This is a genomic window from Acinetobacter sp. V116_7 (genome assembly GCF_056735735.1).
Window position 1 is genome coordinate 161,079 of sequence record NZ_JBWZIF010000012.1, and the last position, 18,257, is coordinate 179,335.

General features: G+C 39.4%; 15 protein-coding genes. 7 read left to right on the forward strand and 8 right to left on the reverse strand.

The annotated features are described in order from the left end of the window. Positions 1-3 precede the first annotated feature (3 nt). Entirely contained in the window at positions 4-1,161 is a 1,158-nt protein-coding gene (gene hpxO, locus AC1PJP_RS03400) for an FAD-dependent urate hydroxylase HpxO (RefSeq protein WP_464849102.1), read from the reverse strand. A 199-nt stretch (positions 1,162-1,360) separates the two neighbouring features. On the opposite strand from hpxO, the gene alc reads away from it, so the two are divergent. Together alc and AC1PJP_RS03410 are read left to right on the forward strand one after the other, a co-directional pair. Next, positions 1,361-2,371 carry an allantoicase gene (gene alc / locus AC1PJP_RS03405; RefSeq protein ID WP_479766526.1) on the forward strand — a complete coding sequence of 337 codons (1,011 nt, stop codon included), beginning with the start codon at positions 1,361-1,363 and terminating at the stop codon, positions 2,369-2,371. Next, positions 2,368-2,871, forward strand: a complete 504-nt coding sequence (locus tag AC1PJP_RS03410; protein ID WP_174739480.1) for an ureidoglycolate lyase — start codon at positions 2,368-2,370, stop codon at positions 2,869-2,871. The genes alc and AC1PJP_RS03410 overlap by 4 nt, the downstream gene beginning before the upstream one ends. A 123-nt stretch (positions 2,872-2,994) precedes the next feature. Here AC1PJP_RS03410 and parE read toward each other — a convergent pair whose 3' ends face one another. Further along, a complete protein-coding gene (gene parE, locus AC1PJP_RS03415) occupies positions 2,995-4,878 on the reverse strand; it encodes a DNA topoisomerase IV subunit B (RefSeq protein ID WP_151767075.1) in 1,884 nt (627 codons plus the stop codon). Between the two features lie 14 nt (positions 4,879-4,892). Then, positions 4,893-5,474, reverse strand: a complete 582-nt coding sequence (locus tag AC1PJP_RS03420) for a YqiA/YcfP family alpha/beta fold hydrolase (protein ID WP_479766527.1) — start codon at positions 5,472-5,474, stop codon at positions 4,893-4,895. 210 nt (positions 5,475-5,684) lie between these two features. Between AC1PJP_RS03420 and AC1PJP_RS03425 the strand changes: the two genes are divergently transcribed. Further along, positions 5,685-7,028: an alpha/beta fold hydrolase gene (locus AC1PJP_RS03425; protein WP_005300558.1), complete on the forward strand. Its 1,344-nt coding sequence runs from the start codon at positions 5,685-5,687 to the stop codon at positions 7,026-7,028. Between the two features lie 60 nt (positions 7,029-7,088). Here the strand turns inward: AC1PJP_RS03425 and AC1PJP_RS03430 are convergent, their stop codons facing one another. The 5 genes from AC1PJP_RS03430 to gshA all read right to left on the reverse strand — a co-directional run bounded on the left by AC1PJP_RS03430 (position 7,089) and on the right by gshA (position 14,385). After that, complete coding sequence (locus tag AC1PJP_RS03430; RefSeq protein WP_416704708.1) at positions 7,089-7,616, reverse strand: hypothetical protein; 528 nt, start codon at positions 7,614-7,616, stop codon at positions 7,089-7,091. A gap of 15 nt (positions 7,617-7,631) precedes the next feature. Next, positions 7,632-9,230, reverse strand: coding sequence for a glycoside hydrolase family 19 protein (locus AC1PJP_RS03435; RefSeq protein WP_416704709.1), 1,599 nt, complete (start codon positions 9,228-9,230; stop codon positions 7,632-7,634). A 3-nt stretch (positions 9,231-9,233) separates the two neighbouring features. Next, positions 9,234-12,110: a type VI secretion system Vgr family protein gene (locus tag AC1PJP_RS03440; RefSeq protein ID WP_479766528.1), complete on the reverse strand. Its 2,877-nt coding sequence runs from the start codon at positions 12,108-12,110 to the stop codon at positions 9,234-9,236. 165 nt (positions 12,111-12,275) lie between these two features. Further along, positions 12,276-12,791, reverse strand: a complete 516-nt coding sequence (locus AC1PJP_RS03445) for a disulfide bond formation protein B (protein ID WP_005300544.1) — start codon at positions 12,789-12,791, stop codon at positions 12,276-12,278. Between the two features lie 16 nt (positions 12,792-12,807). Beyond that, positions 12,808-14,385 carry a glutamate--cysteine ligase gene (gshA, locus tag AC1PJP_RS03450; protein WP_151767078.1) on the reverse strand — a complete coding sequence of 526 codons (1,578 nt, stop codon included), beginning with the start codon at positions 14,383-14,385 and terminating at the stop codon, positions 12,808-12,810. Between the two features lie 168 nt (positions 14,386-14,553). Here gshA and AC1PJP_RS03455 point away from each other — a divergent pair, with 168 nt between their 5' ends. From AC1PJP_RS03455 to AC1PJP_RS03470, 4 genes are read left to right on the forward strand one after another with little or no spacing between them, the layout of a single operon-like run. Then, on the forward strand, positions 14,554-15,093 hold the full coding sequence (locus AC1PJP_RS03455; RefSeq protein ID WP_005300536.1) for a DUF924 family protein: 540 nt from the start codon (positions 14,554-14,556) through the stop codon (positions 15,091-15,093). A 59-nt stretch (positions 15,094-15,152) separates the two neighbouring features. Continuing rightward, positions 15,153-15,716, forward strand: a complete 564-nt coding sequence (locus AC1PJP_RS03460; RefSeq protein WP_004790114.1) for a CC0125/CC1285 family lipoprotein — start codon at positions 15,153-15,155, stop codon at positions 15,714-15,716. Between the two features lie 13 nt (positions 15,717-15,729). Beyond that, a complete protein-coding gene (locus AC1PJP_RS03465; RefSeq protein ID WP_479766529.1) occupies positions 15,730-17,040 on the forward strand; it encodes a DUF445 domain-containing protein in 1,311 nt (436 codons plus the stop codon). Between the two features lie 28 nt (positions 17,041-17,068). Next, a complete protein-coding gene (locus tag AC1PJP_RS03470) occupies positions 17,069-18,223 on the forward strand; it encodes a pyridoxal phosphate-dependent aminotransferase (RefSeq protein WP_479766530.1) in 1,155 nt (384 codons plus the stop codon). Positions 18,224-18,257 lie beyond the last annotated feature (34 nt).

Here is an 18,257-nt window from a genome sequence, read left to right on the forward strand (position 1 = left end):
GTTTTAATCGAGTGGATTACCCACAATATTGCTAATAATCCCCTGCATAATATGTCCACCTTGTTCACGGCGTAATTCTGCATACCATGCTTGTGTAACGCTTTCATCTTTCATATGGGTCACATCACAGCGTTTACGCGCACGAAGTACCAACTCATTTGCACGTTCATTACGCTTGTTTTGATAGCGACGTAAAGCATCTTCAACACCTAAAGTGTTAATTTGCAGAGAACGCGCTAAATAAATCGCATCTTCCATCGCTTGGCAACCGCCTTGACCAATATCAGGTGTCGTGCTGTGTGCAGCATCACCTAAAATCACTACACGACCTTTATAAAACTGAGTAAACGGTTCAATGTCATGGATTTCTACCCGATTGGTTTTTTGCGGGTCTAGGCGCTCAATGAGTTGCTGTACTGGCAAACACCAATCCGCAAAATATTGTTTTAAAAGTTTTTTATAGTCATCTCGATTATTGTCTAATCCTGCTGGCAAAGGCACATCTAAAAAGAAATAGAACTTACCATCTGCAACTGGCATTAAAGAAGCTCGCTTGCCTTCCCCCACATAAGTCGTCCATTGCTGAGCTGGAGCTAAATCTTCAGATATTTCAACCAAGCCATTCCAGTTCACATAACCCGCATAACGGCGCTGTACCTGTTGGCCCAATACATAGGTCCGTGTAAGTGAGTGAGTACCGTCAGCCCCAATTAATAGATCAGCCTGTGTTGAACTACCATCTGCAAAATGGGCCTCAACATAATCAGCTTTGTCTTCAAGGCTGACCATTTTTTTGCCTAAATAAATCTGATCTCTGCCAAATTCATCCATCAGCATATTTTGTAAATCGGCACGTGCAACTGGATAAGGTCTTTGGCCTACTTCTTCAATTAATGGTAGTAAACTGAATTGTGTCATCACATCTCCAGTTAGACCATCCACATAGGCCAAATCATCCATTTGTCCACCAAGTTTGGCAATTTTGTCAGTTAATCCCAGATAGTTTAGACATTTGACACCATTCGACCACAGCGAAATTGCAGCACCGACTGGAAGAATCTTTTCAGTTTGCTCAAAAATACGAACTTGGTGACCAAATTTTTTTAATGCAATGCCTGTGGTTAGACCTCCCATTCCCGCACCAATAATCACCACATTCATAACACGCTCCTATAGATATTCACCTATAGAGTGCTTATGCTAAAAACATGCCATCCTTCAAAATTTATTTAGCTTTTCCACAAAACTGGCATGCACCATGCTTATATATTTACGTGTAAAACTCGTCTCAGCACGCTCCGTGTTGGCGCAGTTTTAAATGAAAAATCATGTTTTTAACAAGAAATACGGATAATCCACTATGGCAACATTGCACGCTCCAGCATTTGAACTTCCTGAAATTTTGAATACGAAAACCAATTTGGCTGATGCCCGAATTGGTGCACAAGTCATTGAGTGTTCAGATGATTTCTTTGCAGAAGCAAAGCGTATGCTGCAATTTGATGCACCTATTTTTGTTGAAGATAAATTCGATGACAACGGCAAATGGATGGACGGTTGGGAAACGCGTCGTAAACGTCATGCGGGCTATGACTGGTGCATCGTAAAACTAGGTGTAAGTGGAAAAATCAGTGCACTTGATATTGATACCAGCTTTTTTACAGGAAATTATCCTGCATCTGCATCATTAGAAGCTTGTTATGCACCAAATGGTGACCTTACAGGGGCAAAATGGGAGAGCCTTTTAGGAAATACGGAACTCGGCCCAAGCCAGCATCATATTTTTATGGTCAATAATGATGCACTTTTCACTCATATACGCCTCAATATTTTCCCAGATGGTGGTATTGCTCGTTTACGTGTCTATGGAGATGTTCATATTCAGGTGACTGATAGCGAACAAACTCTGGATTTATTAGCCCTTGAAAATGGTGGTCGTGTAATTGCCTATAGCGATGCGCACTTTGGACATCCACGTAATTTGATTAACCCCGGTCGTGGCGTCAACATGGGCGATGGATGGGAAACCAAACGCCGCCGAGCTCCGGGTTATGACTGGTGTATTCTTGCGTTGGGTAAAAGCGGAAAAATTGAGAAACTTGAAATTGATACGGCTCACTTTAAAGGGAACTTCCCTGCCCAAGTATCCATTCAAGCGGTTTACCTTGAAAATGCAACCGATGCACAACTAATTCCACAAAGTATGTTCTGGTCTTATTTACTTGAAGCTCAACCGATGCAAATGGACCATATTCATGAATATGTGAATGAGATTTTACAGCATGAAAAAATCTCTCATATTCGCATTAACATGATTCCAGACGGTGGTATTAGTCGTGTTCGTTTATGGGGAAAAATTGCCAAGTCATGATCATGAAGAATGTTCAAATTCAGCCCTTAACAATTGAAAACTTTCAGCCCTTCGGAGAGGTCATCTGTTGCGACGGGCATGACTTTTTTCATATTAACGATGCCCACACCGAGCGCTACCATGCGCTCGTTGAAACTGAAATTGAAGGGGAAGCAAAGGCAGGAATTAGTATTTTCCGTAATATTAAGGCCAGTGTGCTACCTCTGGAAATTTCAATGCTAGAGCGCCATCCCAAGGGGTCTCAGGCATTTATTCCATTACAGCAACAAAAGTTTTTAATTATTGTCGCGCCCGCTTTAGACGAGAATACTCCCGACATTTCAAAGCTATGTGCATTTGTTTCAAATGGGAAGCAAAGTATCAATTATCGGGCAGGCACATGGCATCATCCTTTGCTTACCTTTGAGGCACCAAGTGATTTTGCAGTGGTAGATCGAATTGGAGGTGGAGCGAATTGTGATGTTTTTCAATTTCCACAGACTATAAAAATTACGACCTAAATTAAAATATACAGATCTGTATATTTTTTAATTTTATGGCAAAAACCGTTGTGGTGATTTCCAATAACTTAGTTTTACATAAAAAAATCCCCACCTATTGAGCGGGGATTTTTTAATTCTATTTTAAACAGTGATATCAGCTAGGTTACCCTTCTGCTCAAGCCACTGCTTACGATCTGCTGAACGTTTTTTAGCAAGCAATTTATCGAGTAAACCAGCTGTAAAATGAGCATCATCTAGATCGAGCTGAACTAAACGACGCGTGTTTGGATCCATGGTCGTTTCACGTAGCTGAATCGCGTTCATCTCACCCAATCCTTTGAATCGGGTAATTTGCGGATTACGATTGCCTTTTACATTCTTCAAGATGACTTCAAGCTCATCTTCATCAAGTGCGTAATGGACATCTTTACCAATATCGATACGGAACAATGGTGGCATTGCCACATACAAATGCCCTTCTTCAACTAATGTTGGAAAGTGTTTTACGAATAAAGCGCAAAGCAAAGTCGCAATGTGTAAACCATCCGAATCAGCATCGGCCAAAATACAGATTTTGCCATAACGCAGCTCTGATAAATCATCACTGCCAGGGTCTACACCAATGGCAATCGCAATATCGTGAACTTCTTGAGAAGCCAATACTTCATCTGAAGAAACTTCCCAGGTGTTTAAGATTTTTCCACGAATTGGCATGATCGCCTGAAAGTTTTTATCACGTGCTTGCTTGGCACTACCGCCCGCAGAGTCACCCTCGACAATGAATAGCTCACTGTCTTCACGAGTTTGTCCCACACAGTCTGCCAACTTACCCGGTAAAGCTGGGCCAGAAACAATCTTTTTACGCTCAACCTTTTTCGCGGCTTTTAAACGACGACCTGCTTTAGAAATCGCCATTTCTGCCAATTGCATAGCAATTTCAGCATGCTGATTTAGCCAGAGTGCGAAAGCATCTTTAGCAATATTTAAAACAATATTGGATGCTTCCCGACTAGAAAGACGCTCTTTGGTTTGACCTGAAAACTGCGGTTCTTGGAACTTGAGTGACAAAATATAGTTCACACCATCCCAAACATCTTCTGCCGAAAGTTTAAGGTTACGTGGCAACAAGTTACGTAGCTCACAGAACTCACGTAATGCCTCTGTTACACCTGAACGTAAACCATTCACATGAGTACCGCCTTGTGCGGTTGGAATCAGGTTGACGTAACTTTCTTGAACCTGCTCACCGCCTTCTACATTCCAGCAAATCGCAAATTCACACGCCGCACGGTCTGCCTGACCATTACTCACAAAAGCGGGATTTGGCAAAATTTCGCGGTCTTGCAACTCATCCATCAAATAATCGACAAGGCCATTTTCAAACTGCCATTCGATTTTTTCATCGTTAATTTGATCGATATAGATAATTTTTAAACCAGCCGCTAAAACAGCTTTGGCTTTTAAATTGTGTTTAAGTGCTTTTAAAGCAAATTTTGGACTATCAAAATATTTCGCTTCTGGCCAAAAATGTACCGTTGTACCTGTCGCGCGCTTTGGAGCTTTACCTTCGAGAACAGCTAAAGGTGCCACTGGTTCACCTTGCTCAAAGGCCATTTGGTATAGGTTACCCTGACGTTGAACTTCGACCTCAACACGTGTTGATAACGCGTTTACAACTGAAATACCTACACCATGCAAACCACCTGAAAACTGGTAGTTATCGGTACTGAATTTACCACCCGCATGGAGCTTGGTCAGAATGATTTCGATACCACTTTGGCCATATTCAGGGTGAATATCCACTGGCATACCACGGCCGTTATCTTCAACAGACAATGAACCATCTTTATAAACCGTGACACAGATTTTGTCGGCATGACCAGCTAATGCTTCATCAACAGCATTATCAATAACTTCTTGGGCTAAATGGTTAGGTCGAGTCGTATCGGTATACATCCCTGGACGACGACGAACAGGGTCTAAACCAGAAAGGACTTCAAGCGATTGAGCCGTATATTGTGTCACGTTGTACGTTTTCCTTATTTGATGGTGTGCGCAAAGAATTCGATCACTAACGGTAATTTTTCTTCAAAATCTTCCATAGCATGATTGCCATGAGCATCCGTCAAAATCAATGAGGATGGCGTTGCAGCACTATAATAGCGTTGTGCTTGACGATAATCCAAAATTTCGTCGCCTTGTTGCAACAAGACGAGTATTTTGTCAGCATTTTCAGGTTGTTTCAGTTCCAAGTGTTGTAATTGTCGCAACTGAATATGGTCAATTGACCATTGATCATTCACCATGTAGGGCATGCTTTCAACTTGGAATAACTCATCAAACAACTTCCATGGTTGCATAGCAGGATTAATCAGTACAGCCGGAATATTATATTTCGCGACAAAATATGTCGCAAAAAACCCGCCGAGACTACTACCAACTAAAGCCACGTCTTGCAACGATTCAATAAGCGCTGAAACTTGCTCTACCACTAGATTAGGAGATCTGTTTAGGTCTGGCAAATGCACATTTATGCCTAATTCGCTACAATACTGCTTAAGGCTTAGCCCTTTAATTGAAAGAGAGCTACTATTAAAGCCATGGAGGTAGATAATATTCATATATTTCCCTCTAAATTGAGAATAAACTCACATTTTTGTTCTCAGTTTGTATATAAAAACACTATTGTCAGACAAGAAAAACCACTCAACTAACCATTCATCAGTATTTTAAAAACATGTGTTATTTAAACTACTAAGATGGAAACGTTTACTGCCGTTGATAAAAAGTACAGCTTAAAACGTCGGTTATAACGTATATGGGGAAAAGATATGCCGAGCTTAACACCACTACATGAAACTTATTGTAAATGGGATCGTACGCCACCGAGTCAGGCAGACGTACTAGAAGGTTTAGCTCAACTGTTCAGTACCAGCTTAAATGGTGTACATGAATTAATACAAGTTATTAATATTGAAGTATTAAAAAATGCTTTTGGTGTAAGCACACAAAATGCTAAAAACTTTCAAAAACGACCATTTGTGCAAAAGGCATATCAATTTTCTTATGGCGCATTACAAAAATATGGTAGCCACTTTTTAGCGCCAAGCTTACGTCACATTATTGAAAAATATCCCACACTTCACGAAAAACCACTCACCCCGAGCTTACATTTTTTAGTCGGAATTTTGAATGGAATTTTTGGGGATTACCTACTTAAACAGCATAGTCCACTCGCTTTACCAATGGTGCTATACGATCACTACGGTGCAATACAACAAGGGGAACTTGCAGGACGTATTGTAATTTTGGTTCATGGTTTGTGTATGAATCATCTGAGTTGGTCAAATGCACATTATGGCGGTATTGGGGAGCGTCTGTTAGCACAGCGCGACCATAACACGATGCTATATTTAAATTACAACACAGGTCGACGCATTTCAGCCAATGGACGCAGTTTTTCAAATTTATTAGAAGATTTGGTACAACGTAATCCAAGAATTACCAGTATTGATATCATTGGCCATAGTATGGGCGGACTGGTTTCTCGCAGCGCCTTGTTTTATGGCAAACAAAATATGTATCAATGGATTCACATGGTCGAGAATCTAGTCTGCATTGGCTCTCCACATCATGGTGCAGTGTTGGAGCGCTTTGGCTTTACCATACAAGATAAACTCGGGGCCTTCCCTTTTGTGGGTTTACTCGGTCAACTGGTTAATATTCGTAGTAATGGCATTTTAGACTTACGCCACGGTAGCGTGCGTGATGACGACTGGGAATATATGGATGCCCGAATTGGCATGATGGATGATAACCGTGCCCCAGCTCCGTTACCTTCCCATATCAATACCTTTTTAGTGGCAGGTACACTCGAATTTGAAAAAGTACGCAACAAAGCGTTGACCGTAATTGGCGATTACTTGGTGAGTGTAAAAAGCGCGCTAGGCGAACATCCAAATCCACGTTTTCAGCTCAAAGTTCCAGACTCTCATAAAGCCGTGTTTTATGGCTTAAATCACTTTGAAATTCAGTATCACTCGAGTGTTGCGGAACAGATTACTCGCTGGCTCTACCCTAATGTTAATGATTATGTGCAAGAAGGTATTCAAACTCATATTATTGATATGCCGAACTATACGCTCGAAGATTTAGAAGGAATTGTAGAGACATAAAAAAAAGCCCAACTTAAGTTGGGCTTTTTAATTTAAATTATTTTCAAGATCATAAGTCCATCAATAATTTTTATCTAACCATTTTTTAATTTCAGAAATGGTTTTATATTTATAATAGACTTTCCCTTCCGCAATCCCTTCAAAACCCTCTGCATTACTACCTAATATATTTGTTATATTTTTCAGATTTAAAATCTTATTTTCACTAATTTGATATAGGTTAACTTGATACATTTCCCCTTCTATTTGTGGAGTACAACAGTAATATGCTGAATTAATAGTAATCAATATTGGAGGTTTTCTTTTAGTTGATTTATAGATACTGACAGCTAAAAGTTTAGGACTTTCTTTAGCTGCAAAATCAGAGTAATCACCAACGAATATTTTCTTCTCTTGATCTCCAAAATAACCTTTAAGATATGAACCTTCTGAAGACTCACATATATAATTATAAAATTTATAATCATTTTTCTTAAATATATTTAATTTTACTTGTTGGTCAATATTACATTGATCCCTTGCAAATAAATTCTGAGAATATATTAGAGATGATATGACAAACAGAATAATAGTAAAATATTTTTTCATTTCATAAACACTATTTTAAATAAAAATCTTTCTTGCCTGAACAAAATGTGCTCGTCGATCAGCATATGAATTTGTAGCTTCATTAATTACTTTTGTGATGGCATCTACCTGTTCTCCATTAGCACCCTTATCAGCAACATCATAAAGCTTAAATTTCAACCAGAATCTAATAGCAGATCTAACTGCATACTTGGGTTGTTCAATTAATTCAGGATTCTTCACAAAATCGACTTTCTCTCCAGGCCATATAGTTGAGTACATATTAGTTAAATCTTGATAATTATTCTTCCCTGTTAATTGTTTTAGTCCTCGGCCTAAATATTTCCAACCATCACCAGGAGAAGTATTACCTAATTTATATTTAGCACTACGATAATTGTCGTCGTACATGCGATTAGCAATTACTTCTCCATTTGCTGGTCCTTGTCCTCTTTTATATCCATCAATATCTGCTTGTTTATGATGAGTTCTATAATAGCCAATTTGTTTCAATGCTGTTGGCCCCATATATTCCACTTGTTCTCTCAATGAAAAAGAGCTACCAACTTCTTGCCTAACTTGAGCCATGAAATGGGCTTGTCTCAATCTAGTATCCAATTTATAGCCCATTAAATCGCTATTTAATTCATCTAAAATTGGTTGAATTTTTGTAGCTGAAGCTTTTGGCCACATTTTTCTCATTTGGTCCATTGTAATTAATATATCAACTTTAACTTTCTTATTAATCTCTGGATCATTCTGTGCCGTACTGCCTTTTGTTATATCTACATCCAAATGGAATTCAACAGGGTTGTTTTTAACTCGTGTTGCCATATAGGTTTGTGTCTTTAAAGGCTTACCATCAGGCTTATACACCGTAAATTCTAGTTTCTGCCCTACCATGCTTTGTAATGGTAATTTTCCATTCGATATACTAAAAAGCTGTTTTTTACCATTCTCTACAACTAATATTTCCACATTAGTTTTTTCTATAATGTAGTCACTTCCATCTCGATCTAAAATTTTAATCGTAGATGCACTTTTAAATTTTTCATAAGGCTCATCTAATTTAATAAAATTTGGTTGGGAACTACCGTTAGCAGAATTTATTGAGCTTTTTAAAACAAATGTATCCTTTGATGTTAATACTAAGACCTCTATATCTCTATTAGGTGATGAGCATACTTCTACTATGCCTTCATCATTTGTATATTTATCGGGTGAATTTCCTTTACCTTTTGGTCGTGATTGAACAGGAAAGTTTTTCATAACTTTTCCATTCATATCAACAATTTTAAAAAAAGTGCTTACAATTCCTTTGATTGAACTGGTTTTCTTTACTTGTTGATATTCATCAATTGTTTTTGGTAACTGGACTTTAATAGGATTTTTTTCTGAGGAATGAATAGAAGAGTTTATCGTTTTAAATACTGCATAATCTTTTTGATTAGGAGGCTTTGCTAATATCTCAACAATTCTATTTGGCGAAGCTTGAAATACAAACAGACCGAGCTTATCAGTTTTTTGGGTATTAGCATTTAATGAATCTTTATACCTAGATTGTACATTTAAGTTAATAATCTGCTTTCCAGATTTATCATAAAACTTAGTAGTAATAGTGACTAATTTACTCATTAATCAAAACTCCTCTTCTGTATAAACATCATCATTTTCTTCGTCATACAGAAGTGTTTCTTCTAAAAGCTCATCAATATTTTCACTATCAGGCATATTTTGCTTTAACTGAATATAATCCGAATTAAAAATCATTGCAGTAAAGTCTGCTTCTTCTGGTGTATAAAATCGTAATGAACTTAAATTATTTTTATTATCAAGCTCATTTTTATGGGCTTTTATAAGGCTATTATTCTTTTTATTTATAATAAATAGTTCTTTTTTATCTTCCGAATTTATATTCCAGTTATAGTTAATTTTATTACTAAAAGGTGTTTTTATAGTAGGTAAGCTTATCTTTGGAACAACAATATTCGCGCCGCTAATAAATAAATGCTGACCTGCCTTAACCTCAAGCTTGCCCCCAGTTACAGGAAAAATACCTGAACTATTAATCTTGAGTTGTGAACCGTCCGCAGTGAGTATAATTTCTTTTGGGCTAATTATTTCGATTCTATCTTCTGTTGAAATAATCTTTATCCCTTTTCGTGCAATGATATCTGTACCATCACTTTGTGCTTGTAACTCAATTTTGCCCTTACCCGCATACATTCTTGCTCCATCTTGAGCTGCAAAAAAACTTATCCTATTTTGGGCATAAGCAATCAAATTCTTTTGAGTACTCAGGTTAATACTATCACCAGCAGTTTGGCTAATCTGTCCATCTGCACTCAGATGAATATCTTCATTACTTGCAACCGCTATACTATTTGGCGCACTTAACACCATAATCGCTTGTTTAAATGCAGTAGCTTTATCTTTGTCTTGCTGTTCAATCTGATCTAAAAAGTTTTTTAAATCATCAAGAACTTCCAACGGATCTGTCTGCTGATTTTTAGCAACTTCACTTAGAGCTTTACTATTGTTTAACCCGCCTTCAAGCTGTTGTTTGGTTTCATTCGCATCAAGGTGAAGTCCTTGAGCTTGATCTTGTTTGTGAGTACTAATGTATAAGCCGTTTCCAGCACGCACGGCTCCCCAAGCATCTGTTCTCAGCTCAAAACCTTCTCCACGTCCTTGGCTCGTCGCTTGTTCTTTCGGATGGCTTAAGTTACCTAAGTTCAGTTGCGTCGCTGCATGACTACTTTGTAGTTGGGTACTGATTTGCCCTGTTGTGTCATCAAAACGTAATTGGTTAAAACCACTACCGCTGATTTCCTGACTGCGAATCCCGCTTAGTTTTTTAGTCGCAGGAAGCTGCCCTTTTACATCGAACTTGGTTGGCGAACGCTGCGCTTCATGGATACGCCCTGTCACAAATGGACGGTCAATATTGCCATCAAAGAAATCTATGACAACCACTTCACCAATACGTGGTAAAAACCGTGCTCCATAGCCCTCACCTGCCCAAGGAGTCAGTACATCAACCCAAGCCGAGTCGGTATCGTTGTCATTGCTCCCTGCACCACCGTCATGTCCATGATCATCACTACGGGTAAATAGAAAACGTACTTTGATACGCCCCCATTCATCGACATGAATAGTCTCTCCCTCTGGCCCCACGACTTTCGCTCTTTGTGGGTAGGCAATTGGTCGATGCTCTTCTGGATTATATTCAGGTGCAGTTTTAATTTGACGGCGTATTAAGGTCAGCTCATTACCTTGGCGCTCAATATCTTCATAACCATGTTTATCCCAACGACTTTGGGTTAACAACTGGCTAACTTGCTGATGCAAATCTTTCGGTAGGTTATTTTGGTTATAGAAATTTTTAGCAATAATCAGGAACTCTTGATCAGCCCCTTCATGCTGATCAATTTCAGGATGCTCCTGTAGATTAAACCAATAACCAACTTGGCTATCACGGACACTACTATAGGCTTTAAAGTATTTGGCCTGACTCGCATACATATTCGTGAAGTGCTGATTTAATTTCTCTAGCTGATTACTACTTGAAGCAGTAGCCTGATCTTCCCCTTTTAAATCTTGCATCCAAGCTGGGCTCATGTGCCATGCTTGTTCAAGGCTCAAACTCGCTGAATCAAACTGGTCTGAATGTATGTGTGTAGTAATAACTGAACCTACACCTTCTTCGTGTGCCAGAGCATCGGGTTGCCAGCGCTGCACATGTACCGCAGTCGGCTGCAAAGTCCGCACCGCTACAAAACCCGTAATGCTATCTTGATATTCTGTTGCACTACTTCTGTGGTAGCGAATACTACGACGTGCTAAAGCTTGGTACTGGCTATTGTCATCAATGAGTCTTAGTTTTTGAGCCTGTATTGGCGCAGTAAAATGAGGTACAAAAAGCTCAGATTCATCAATTAGCCAGCTAACGCCTTCACTTCGCCATAAGCGTGTCAGAAAGTCATAGTCAGACTCATTGTGCTGCATGATAAATGGGCGAATATCATAACTCTGACTTAACCCACTAAGATCGAGACTTAAACTTGTCGCAAAAAGCTGACTTTTTTCTTGCCACTCTTTAAATAAAACTTCCGTGACTTCAATAATACTTTTATTCATGAAAACACGGCTATTACGGCGTTTATGCCATAAATTTGTCGCGTCTTTTATGGTAAGTTTATAAAGCGTTAAAGCACCGTCACTTTGGCCATAACTGGCTTCCGTTACAATTCCTGTAGTTCGGAATAATTGTCCTGAATCGGTGACCTGATCAACAGCAACTTGCACCCCTATAAACTGCTTCAATGCAATTTGTGCACTCGTTGAAAGACAAATCAACTCAGCTTCAATTTCCCCATTTAGCTGGTGTTGGCCTTCGATACGCTGTAAAAAAACCTGGTTATTGAGTAGTTCATTAGAAAATTGCACGTGAATCGCGCGTTTCTGTGCACTTAACCCTATTTTTTCCAAAACATTAAAGATATTAAAAAACATTTTTTATAATCATAAGGATATATAAACGGCTGCACTTTATAAAAAACAGACCTATCTGTCTACATCATTATTCTTTTTTTCAATTTGTTTTTTTATAGTTTGATTAATTATAAAACAATAAAAAAAGCCCAATATAATTTTGGGCTTTTTTTAATCTGTTTAAACTTACTTTTTAGCAGTCTTAAACACTGGATAAAAACGGAATAACTGCCATAAGCAGACCAGTAAGAGCAAAACGAAATAAACCAACGACCAAACTGGTAAAGATTGACCTAAAAAGGTCCAATCAATTGCAGCACACTCACCTGAACCAGAAAGCACTTCTTGCAAAACTGCTTTCATAGGTAAAGCATCAATTAAATAATTTAAACCCGGTCCACAACTCGGTACTTGATCTGCGGGTAAATGCTGTATCCACACATGACGCCCTGCGACACCGACTGACCATAAAATTGCGATGCCAGCCAAAAATGCATAAAAGCGTTTAATCGCATTGGAAACTGGGTTATGCAAAAAAGCGACGAGCGCCACAAAACCCATCGCCATTAAGCCAACACGTTGAAAAATACAGAGCGGACATGGCTCTAAACCTTTTACATGTTCCAGATACAACGCAAAAGACATGCCGACAATACTTGCTAAAACAAGTAGCCCACTCACCAAACGGTAACTTAATCGCATGTAAAACCTCGTTTTATTATCGATATTGTTCAAGATATTGATCAAAACTGACCTGAGTATCTTGCTCAAGTTGTTCTTGCTGCTGTAACGACTGTGCAGCCAATTGTTCAAAATGTTTCAAGGTTTCCACACTAAGCTCATGCTCTTCATAACTTTCAGCATGTAATTGCGCCATGTGGCTACCAAAACTCCAAGTTCCACCATGTTTTAACGTATCGTCAATAACATGGGCAGATAAAGTCTCATCAACTTCATCAATTCGTGCTTGCATGATCGCTAATGCTGAACCATACAAGTCCGTTGCGTAGGTCTGATCGAGTAGCTGTGCACAATCTTGCATTTTTGCAATATATAAACGTGCCCAATCTTCGATGTGATATGACCCTGTTAAATCTGTAATGGTTGCGTTGGGGGCTCGACCTCGGTTTACCACCTCGGTCTGATTTTTCTCAACCAAGTCTTGCTCAGGACCTAACAAGTCTGGACTATCACTTAACAGACAATAAAGTGCCAACACTTCAAGGAAGCCTGCTGTCGTTTCATCAACGCCAATTGCCGAGTATGGGTTTACATCAACAGCACGTAGCTCAACATATCCCACTCCTCGATTTTTCAAAGCTTGAGACGGCGTTTCACCTTTTTGAGGCACCTGTTTTGGACGTACGAGACTGTAATATTCATTCTCGATCTGCAAAACATGATCATTAATTTGCAACGGCTCACCAGAGGCATCATTTAACCCTAAACGGCTAAATGGTGGGTAAGGAGAATGAACGGCTTTTTGTAAACCATCCAGATAGCCAGACAAATTGTTGTAATGAATACCCAAGCTTTTTTGAGCTGAGTTTTGATAGCCCAATCGTCCCATACGGAGTGCTGTAGCATACGGTAAATAGTATGAACCTTTGATTAAAGGCAACAACTGATGTTTATGTCCAGTTAAGAAACAACGACATACTGTTGGGCTAGCACCCACTAAAAACATAACTAACGGTGTTAAACGGATAAAATTACGAATAAGACCAAAATAACGATGGCTACGATAATCCTGCAAACTTAATGATTTTAATTGTTCGTCAGTTTCATGAGCTTGTAGCTCGGCGAAAAGCGTATCTGGAAAAGATAAATTGTAATGCACGCCTGAAATGGTCTGCATACGGCGACCATATCGAATTCCCAGCCCACGGCGGTATAGTGTTTTAAAACGACCAATATTAGAGGTGCCGTATTGTGCTAGACGAATCCGTTCTTCATTGTCATCTAACATACATGGCATAGACAGCGGCCAGAGTTTCTCACCATTTTCTAAATGACGATGCACAACCGCATGAATATCGGTAAGCTCATTCAAAGCTTCACCAATGGTTGGCTTAGGTGAGGTAATAAACTCCATTAATGCTTCTGAATAATCAGTCGTAATTTGTGGATGTGTTAAAGCCGAACCCAATGCCTTTGGATGTAACTCTTGTGATAAGAACCCATTACTTTGCATACGTAGGCTTTCACGCTCTATTCCACGTAACATGCCTTGTAGTAGCGACGAATCCACCCAAGCAGGAATAACTGATTGAGAGGGTGTAGTGGGTTGACTCATGCATTTGCTCGCTTATTAAAGATCACTATATACAAAATCGTGAGATGATACGGCTATTTATATACTCACATCATTCCAGTTTGGCAATTTTTATCACAATCTTGTTATTTAAGACACGAAAGAATTGTGATTTTATTGAAGAATAATTGCTAAAGAGTTGTCAATATCATGAACGAACAAGACATTTTAAACTTCTGGTTTTCTCCTGAACACCGTTCACTTTGGTTTGCAAAAAGTGATGATTTTGACAAAAAAATCCGTGAAAATTTTTCTGACGTTCATCGACAGGCAACTCAAGCAGAACTGTGGTCTTGGCGAAAAACAGCGGAAGGCCGTTTGGCAGAGATTATTGTACTAGACCAGTTTTCTCGCAACATTTATCGTGATCAACCCGAATCTTTTGCCTATGACAGTTTGGCATTAGCTTTGGCACAAGAAACGATTAGCTTACAACTCGATGCACAGCTTAATCCAGAGCAACGTTCTTTTTTATATATGCCGTTTATGCATAGTGAATCAAAATTGATTCATGAATTTGCCTTAAAACTCTTTCAACGCCTCGGCAATGAAATTAATTTAAGTTTTGAGAAAAAGCATAAAGTTATTATTGATCGCTTTGGACGCTATCCTCATCGAAATACCATTCTCGGGCGTGTTTCCACTCCAGAGGAAACCGAATTTTTATTAGAACCGAACAGTAGTTTTTAAAACTTCTTAATTTTTAATGCTGAGTCATCTATTTTTTAATGCTCAGCTGGGAGTTCATCATGAAATATCTCTCTCTTTGTTTAGCCTTAGGCACTGCCTTAACTTTAACTGCGTGTGCAACGACTCCAAGTAAACCAAGAACCTTTGATCAGCTTGGTCAGTTTTCAGCATATCCTCTAAATGCTCAAACGTTCCGTATTAGTTTTCAAGCCGACCCAAATATGAGTTATGGCAGAGCTGAAGAAATTACCTTGGTGAAAGCGGCACAAACGACGATACAAAAAGGTTTCCGCTTTTTTAAAGTGCAAAATGATCCAAGCAATCAAAGCCAGAAACCGCCACGTCAGGCTGTGGTTTATCCATCAGCTCCAAGCTTTTACCCATATGGTTATGGTCGTCGCTACCCAGGTTTCTGGCATGATCCGTTCTATGATTACCCACAAGTGGTCAATATCGACCCTGTTCAAGTGTCGTATACTATTGAATGTTATCGGGATCAAAAGCAGGCTCCACAGGATGCTTTTGATGCAACCTTGATCTTGAAATCAATCGGACAAAAATATGGATTGAGTCCGACAGGAGAGCTGTTGCCACCGCCTGAGCCTCCAGTAAAACAAAAATGAATAGGATAAGTTTATGAACATGGCAGAAGAAGTTCACCACGTGCCCAGTCTAAAACGTAGCAAATATTTTGCTACTCTGGCGCTTATTATTGTCGTTGTGCTGTGGATTGCACTGATGGTGGCTGATCGTTTTCTGCCAGAGTACACGGGTTTTATTCATATTTTAATGTTAGGGGCAGAAGCCGGTGTAGTCGGTGGTTTAGCCGACTGGTACGCGATTACGGTTCTGTTTCGGAACCCATTTGGTAAGTTACCCATTCCTAAATTTTTAAGGGACCACACCGAGATTATTCCACGCAACAAAGCACGCATTGCAGAGTCAATGGGCCGTTTTGTACAGGAAAATTTTCTTTCGCCTCAAGTGGTCGAACGAAGCTTAGAAAAAACTGACTTAAGCCTCGCAATTGGTCAATGGTTAGCAAGTCCACAAAACAACACGCAAGTGGTACAGCTTATTCAGCAAACTGTTCCGAAAATTTTTGAGTTTGTTAGTCAAGATCAAATTGCCAATTTTGTGCAAAACAATAGTGTGCAATGGGTGCGTAATACCGAGGTCAATAAACTCGCAAGTGAAATGCTACGCGCAGTATTGGAAAATGATTTCCATCAAGACGTTTTACAGCGTGGACTCGATATCGCGCATGAATGGGTGGTACAAAACCCAGATAAAACCCGTGAATTAACCCGAAAAATGTTTAAAGCACTTGGTGTCTGGTCACTTGCAAAAGGCGCAAGCTGGATTGGTATTGATGTTCAACAACGCACCATCGATTCACTCGTTGAAAAAGTAGAATCGATGTTGGCAGACCCTGAACACCCATGGCGACAAGAAATTGAAACCATTGCCCACTCTCTCATGCTTGAGCTGGCAAAACCAGACAGCGTTACTAGCCAACGTCTCAACAGCGGTAAAGATGCCCTTCTCGATAGTCCACAAGTCCTCAATTTCATCAGTGGCGCTGTTACGATTTTGTGTAATGCCATTAAAGAAGATTTAATGAAAGAAGATTCTGGCATTGCAATGAACCTAAGAGCAGCTATTCAGCAACTAGGTGAAAACCTTGTTCAAAATGCCAAAGTACGTGAAGTACTCAACAAAGAAATGACAGGACTTGCGCTGACTTTTACAGATCAATATAGCCATAAAATCATACGCTATGTCAGTGAACGCATTCATGAATGGGATTCACGCGAAATGATCGGGAAAATTGAAAATGAAGTCGGTGGCGACCTACATATGATCCGAGTAAATGGCGTTGTAGTCGGTGCATTTATTGGTTTAACCCTCGGTGTAATTCGAGCAGTGATTGAATCAATTTTATAACTTTAAATATTTTTAATAAGAGAACAATATGCTACAGCTACAGTCAAAACTGGCCACTCAAGGCGTGACTATTTTTAGTACCATGACGGCAATGGCACATCGTTTAGGTGCTCTCAACCTGTCACAAGGCTTTCCAGATTTTCCGGCACCACAAGCCTTACTGGAAGCTTTATCTCAGGCGACTTTAGCTGGGCATAATCAATATCCACCCGGCGATGGTATTCTCGCTTTACGTGAACAGCTTGCTTTACAATTTCAGCAACGCGACCAACTTCAACTTGATCCTGTCACGCAAATTACCATTACTCCCGGCGCAACCATTGCAATTTTTTGTGCCATACAGGCATGTATTAATGCGGGCGATGAGGTCATTATTTTTGATCCAAGTTACGACAGTTATGGTCCTTCAGTACAATTAGCTGGTGGTAAAGCCATCCATATCGCTCTTGAAGCTCCAGACTTTAAAGTGAACTGGCAGCAAGTTAAAGATTTGATTAATGACAAAACCCGTATGATTGTGGTGAATACTCCCCATAATCCAACAGGTACCATCTGGGCAAAACAGGATTGGTTAGAGCTTATTGCACTAATTCAAGATAAAAACATTGTGGTTTTATCTGATGAAGTCTATGAACACTTAGTGTTTGATGGTCAACAACACTTTAGTGCTTTGCATTTTCCAGAACTCAGAGAGCGTAGTTTTGTGATTGGGTCTTTTGGGAAAACCTTTCATGTGACCGGCTGGAAAACAGGTTATTGCGTGGCTTCACCTGAGTTAATGCGTTTATTTCGCCAGATTTACCAATATGCGAATTTCTGTGGTACGACACCTTGTCAGATTGCCCTAGCGCAATATATGCAGCAACATCCGGAACATATTCAAGAGCTTTCGCAGTTTTACCAAACTAAGCGAGATCGTTTTAATCAGGCAATTCACAATAGCCGTTTTTTACTAAAACCATCTCAAGGGACCTATTTCCAAAATCTTGATTACAGTCAGATTAGACCTGACTTAAACGATGTAGAAATGTGCCAGTTTCTTGCCGAGCAACATAAAATTGTGGCTATTCCTGTTTCAGTTTTCTACCAGCAAGCGCCAGAGTCTTTACGCCTGATTCGCTTCTGCTTTGCTAAAAATGATGAGACATTGCAAAAAGCAGGAGAAATCTTGAATGAATGTTAATAAATTTAGAAACTTAGCATAGTAAAACACTACA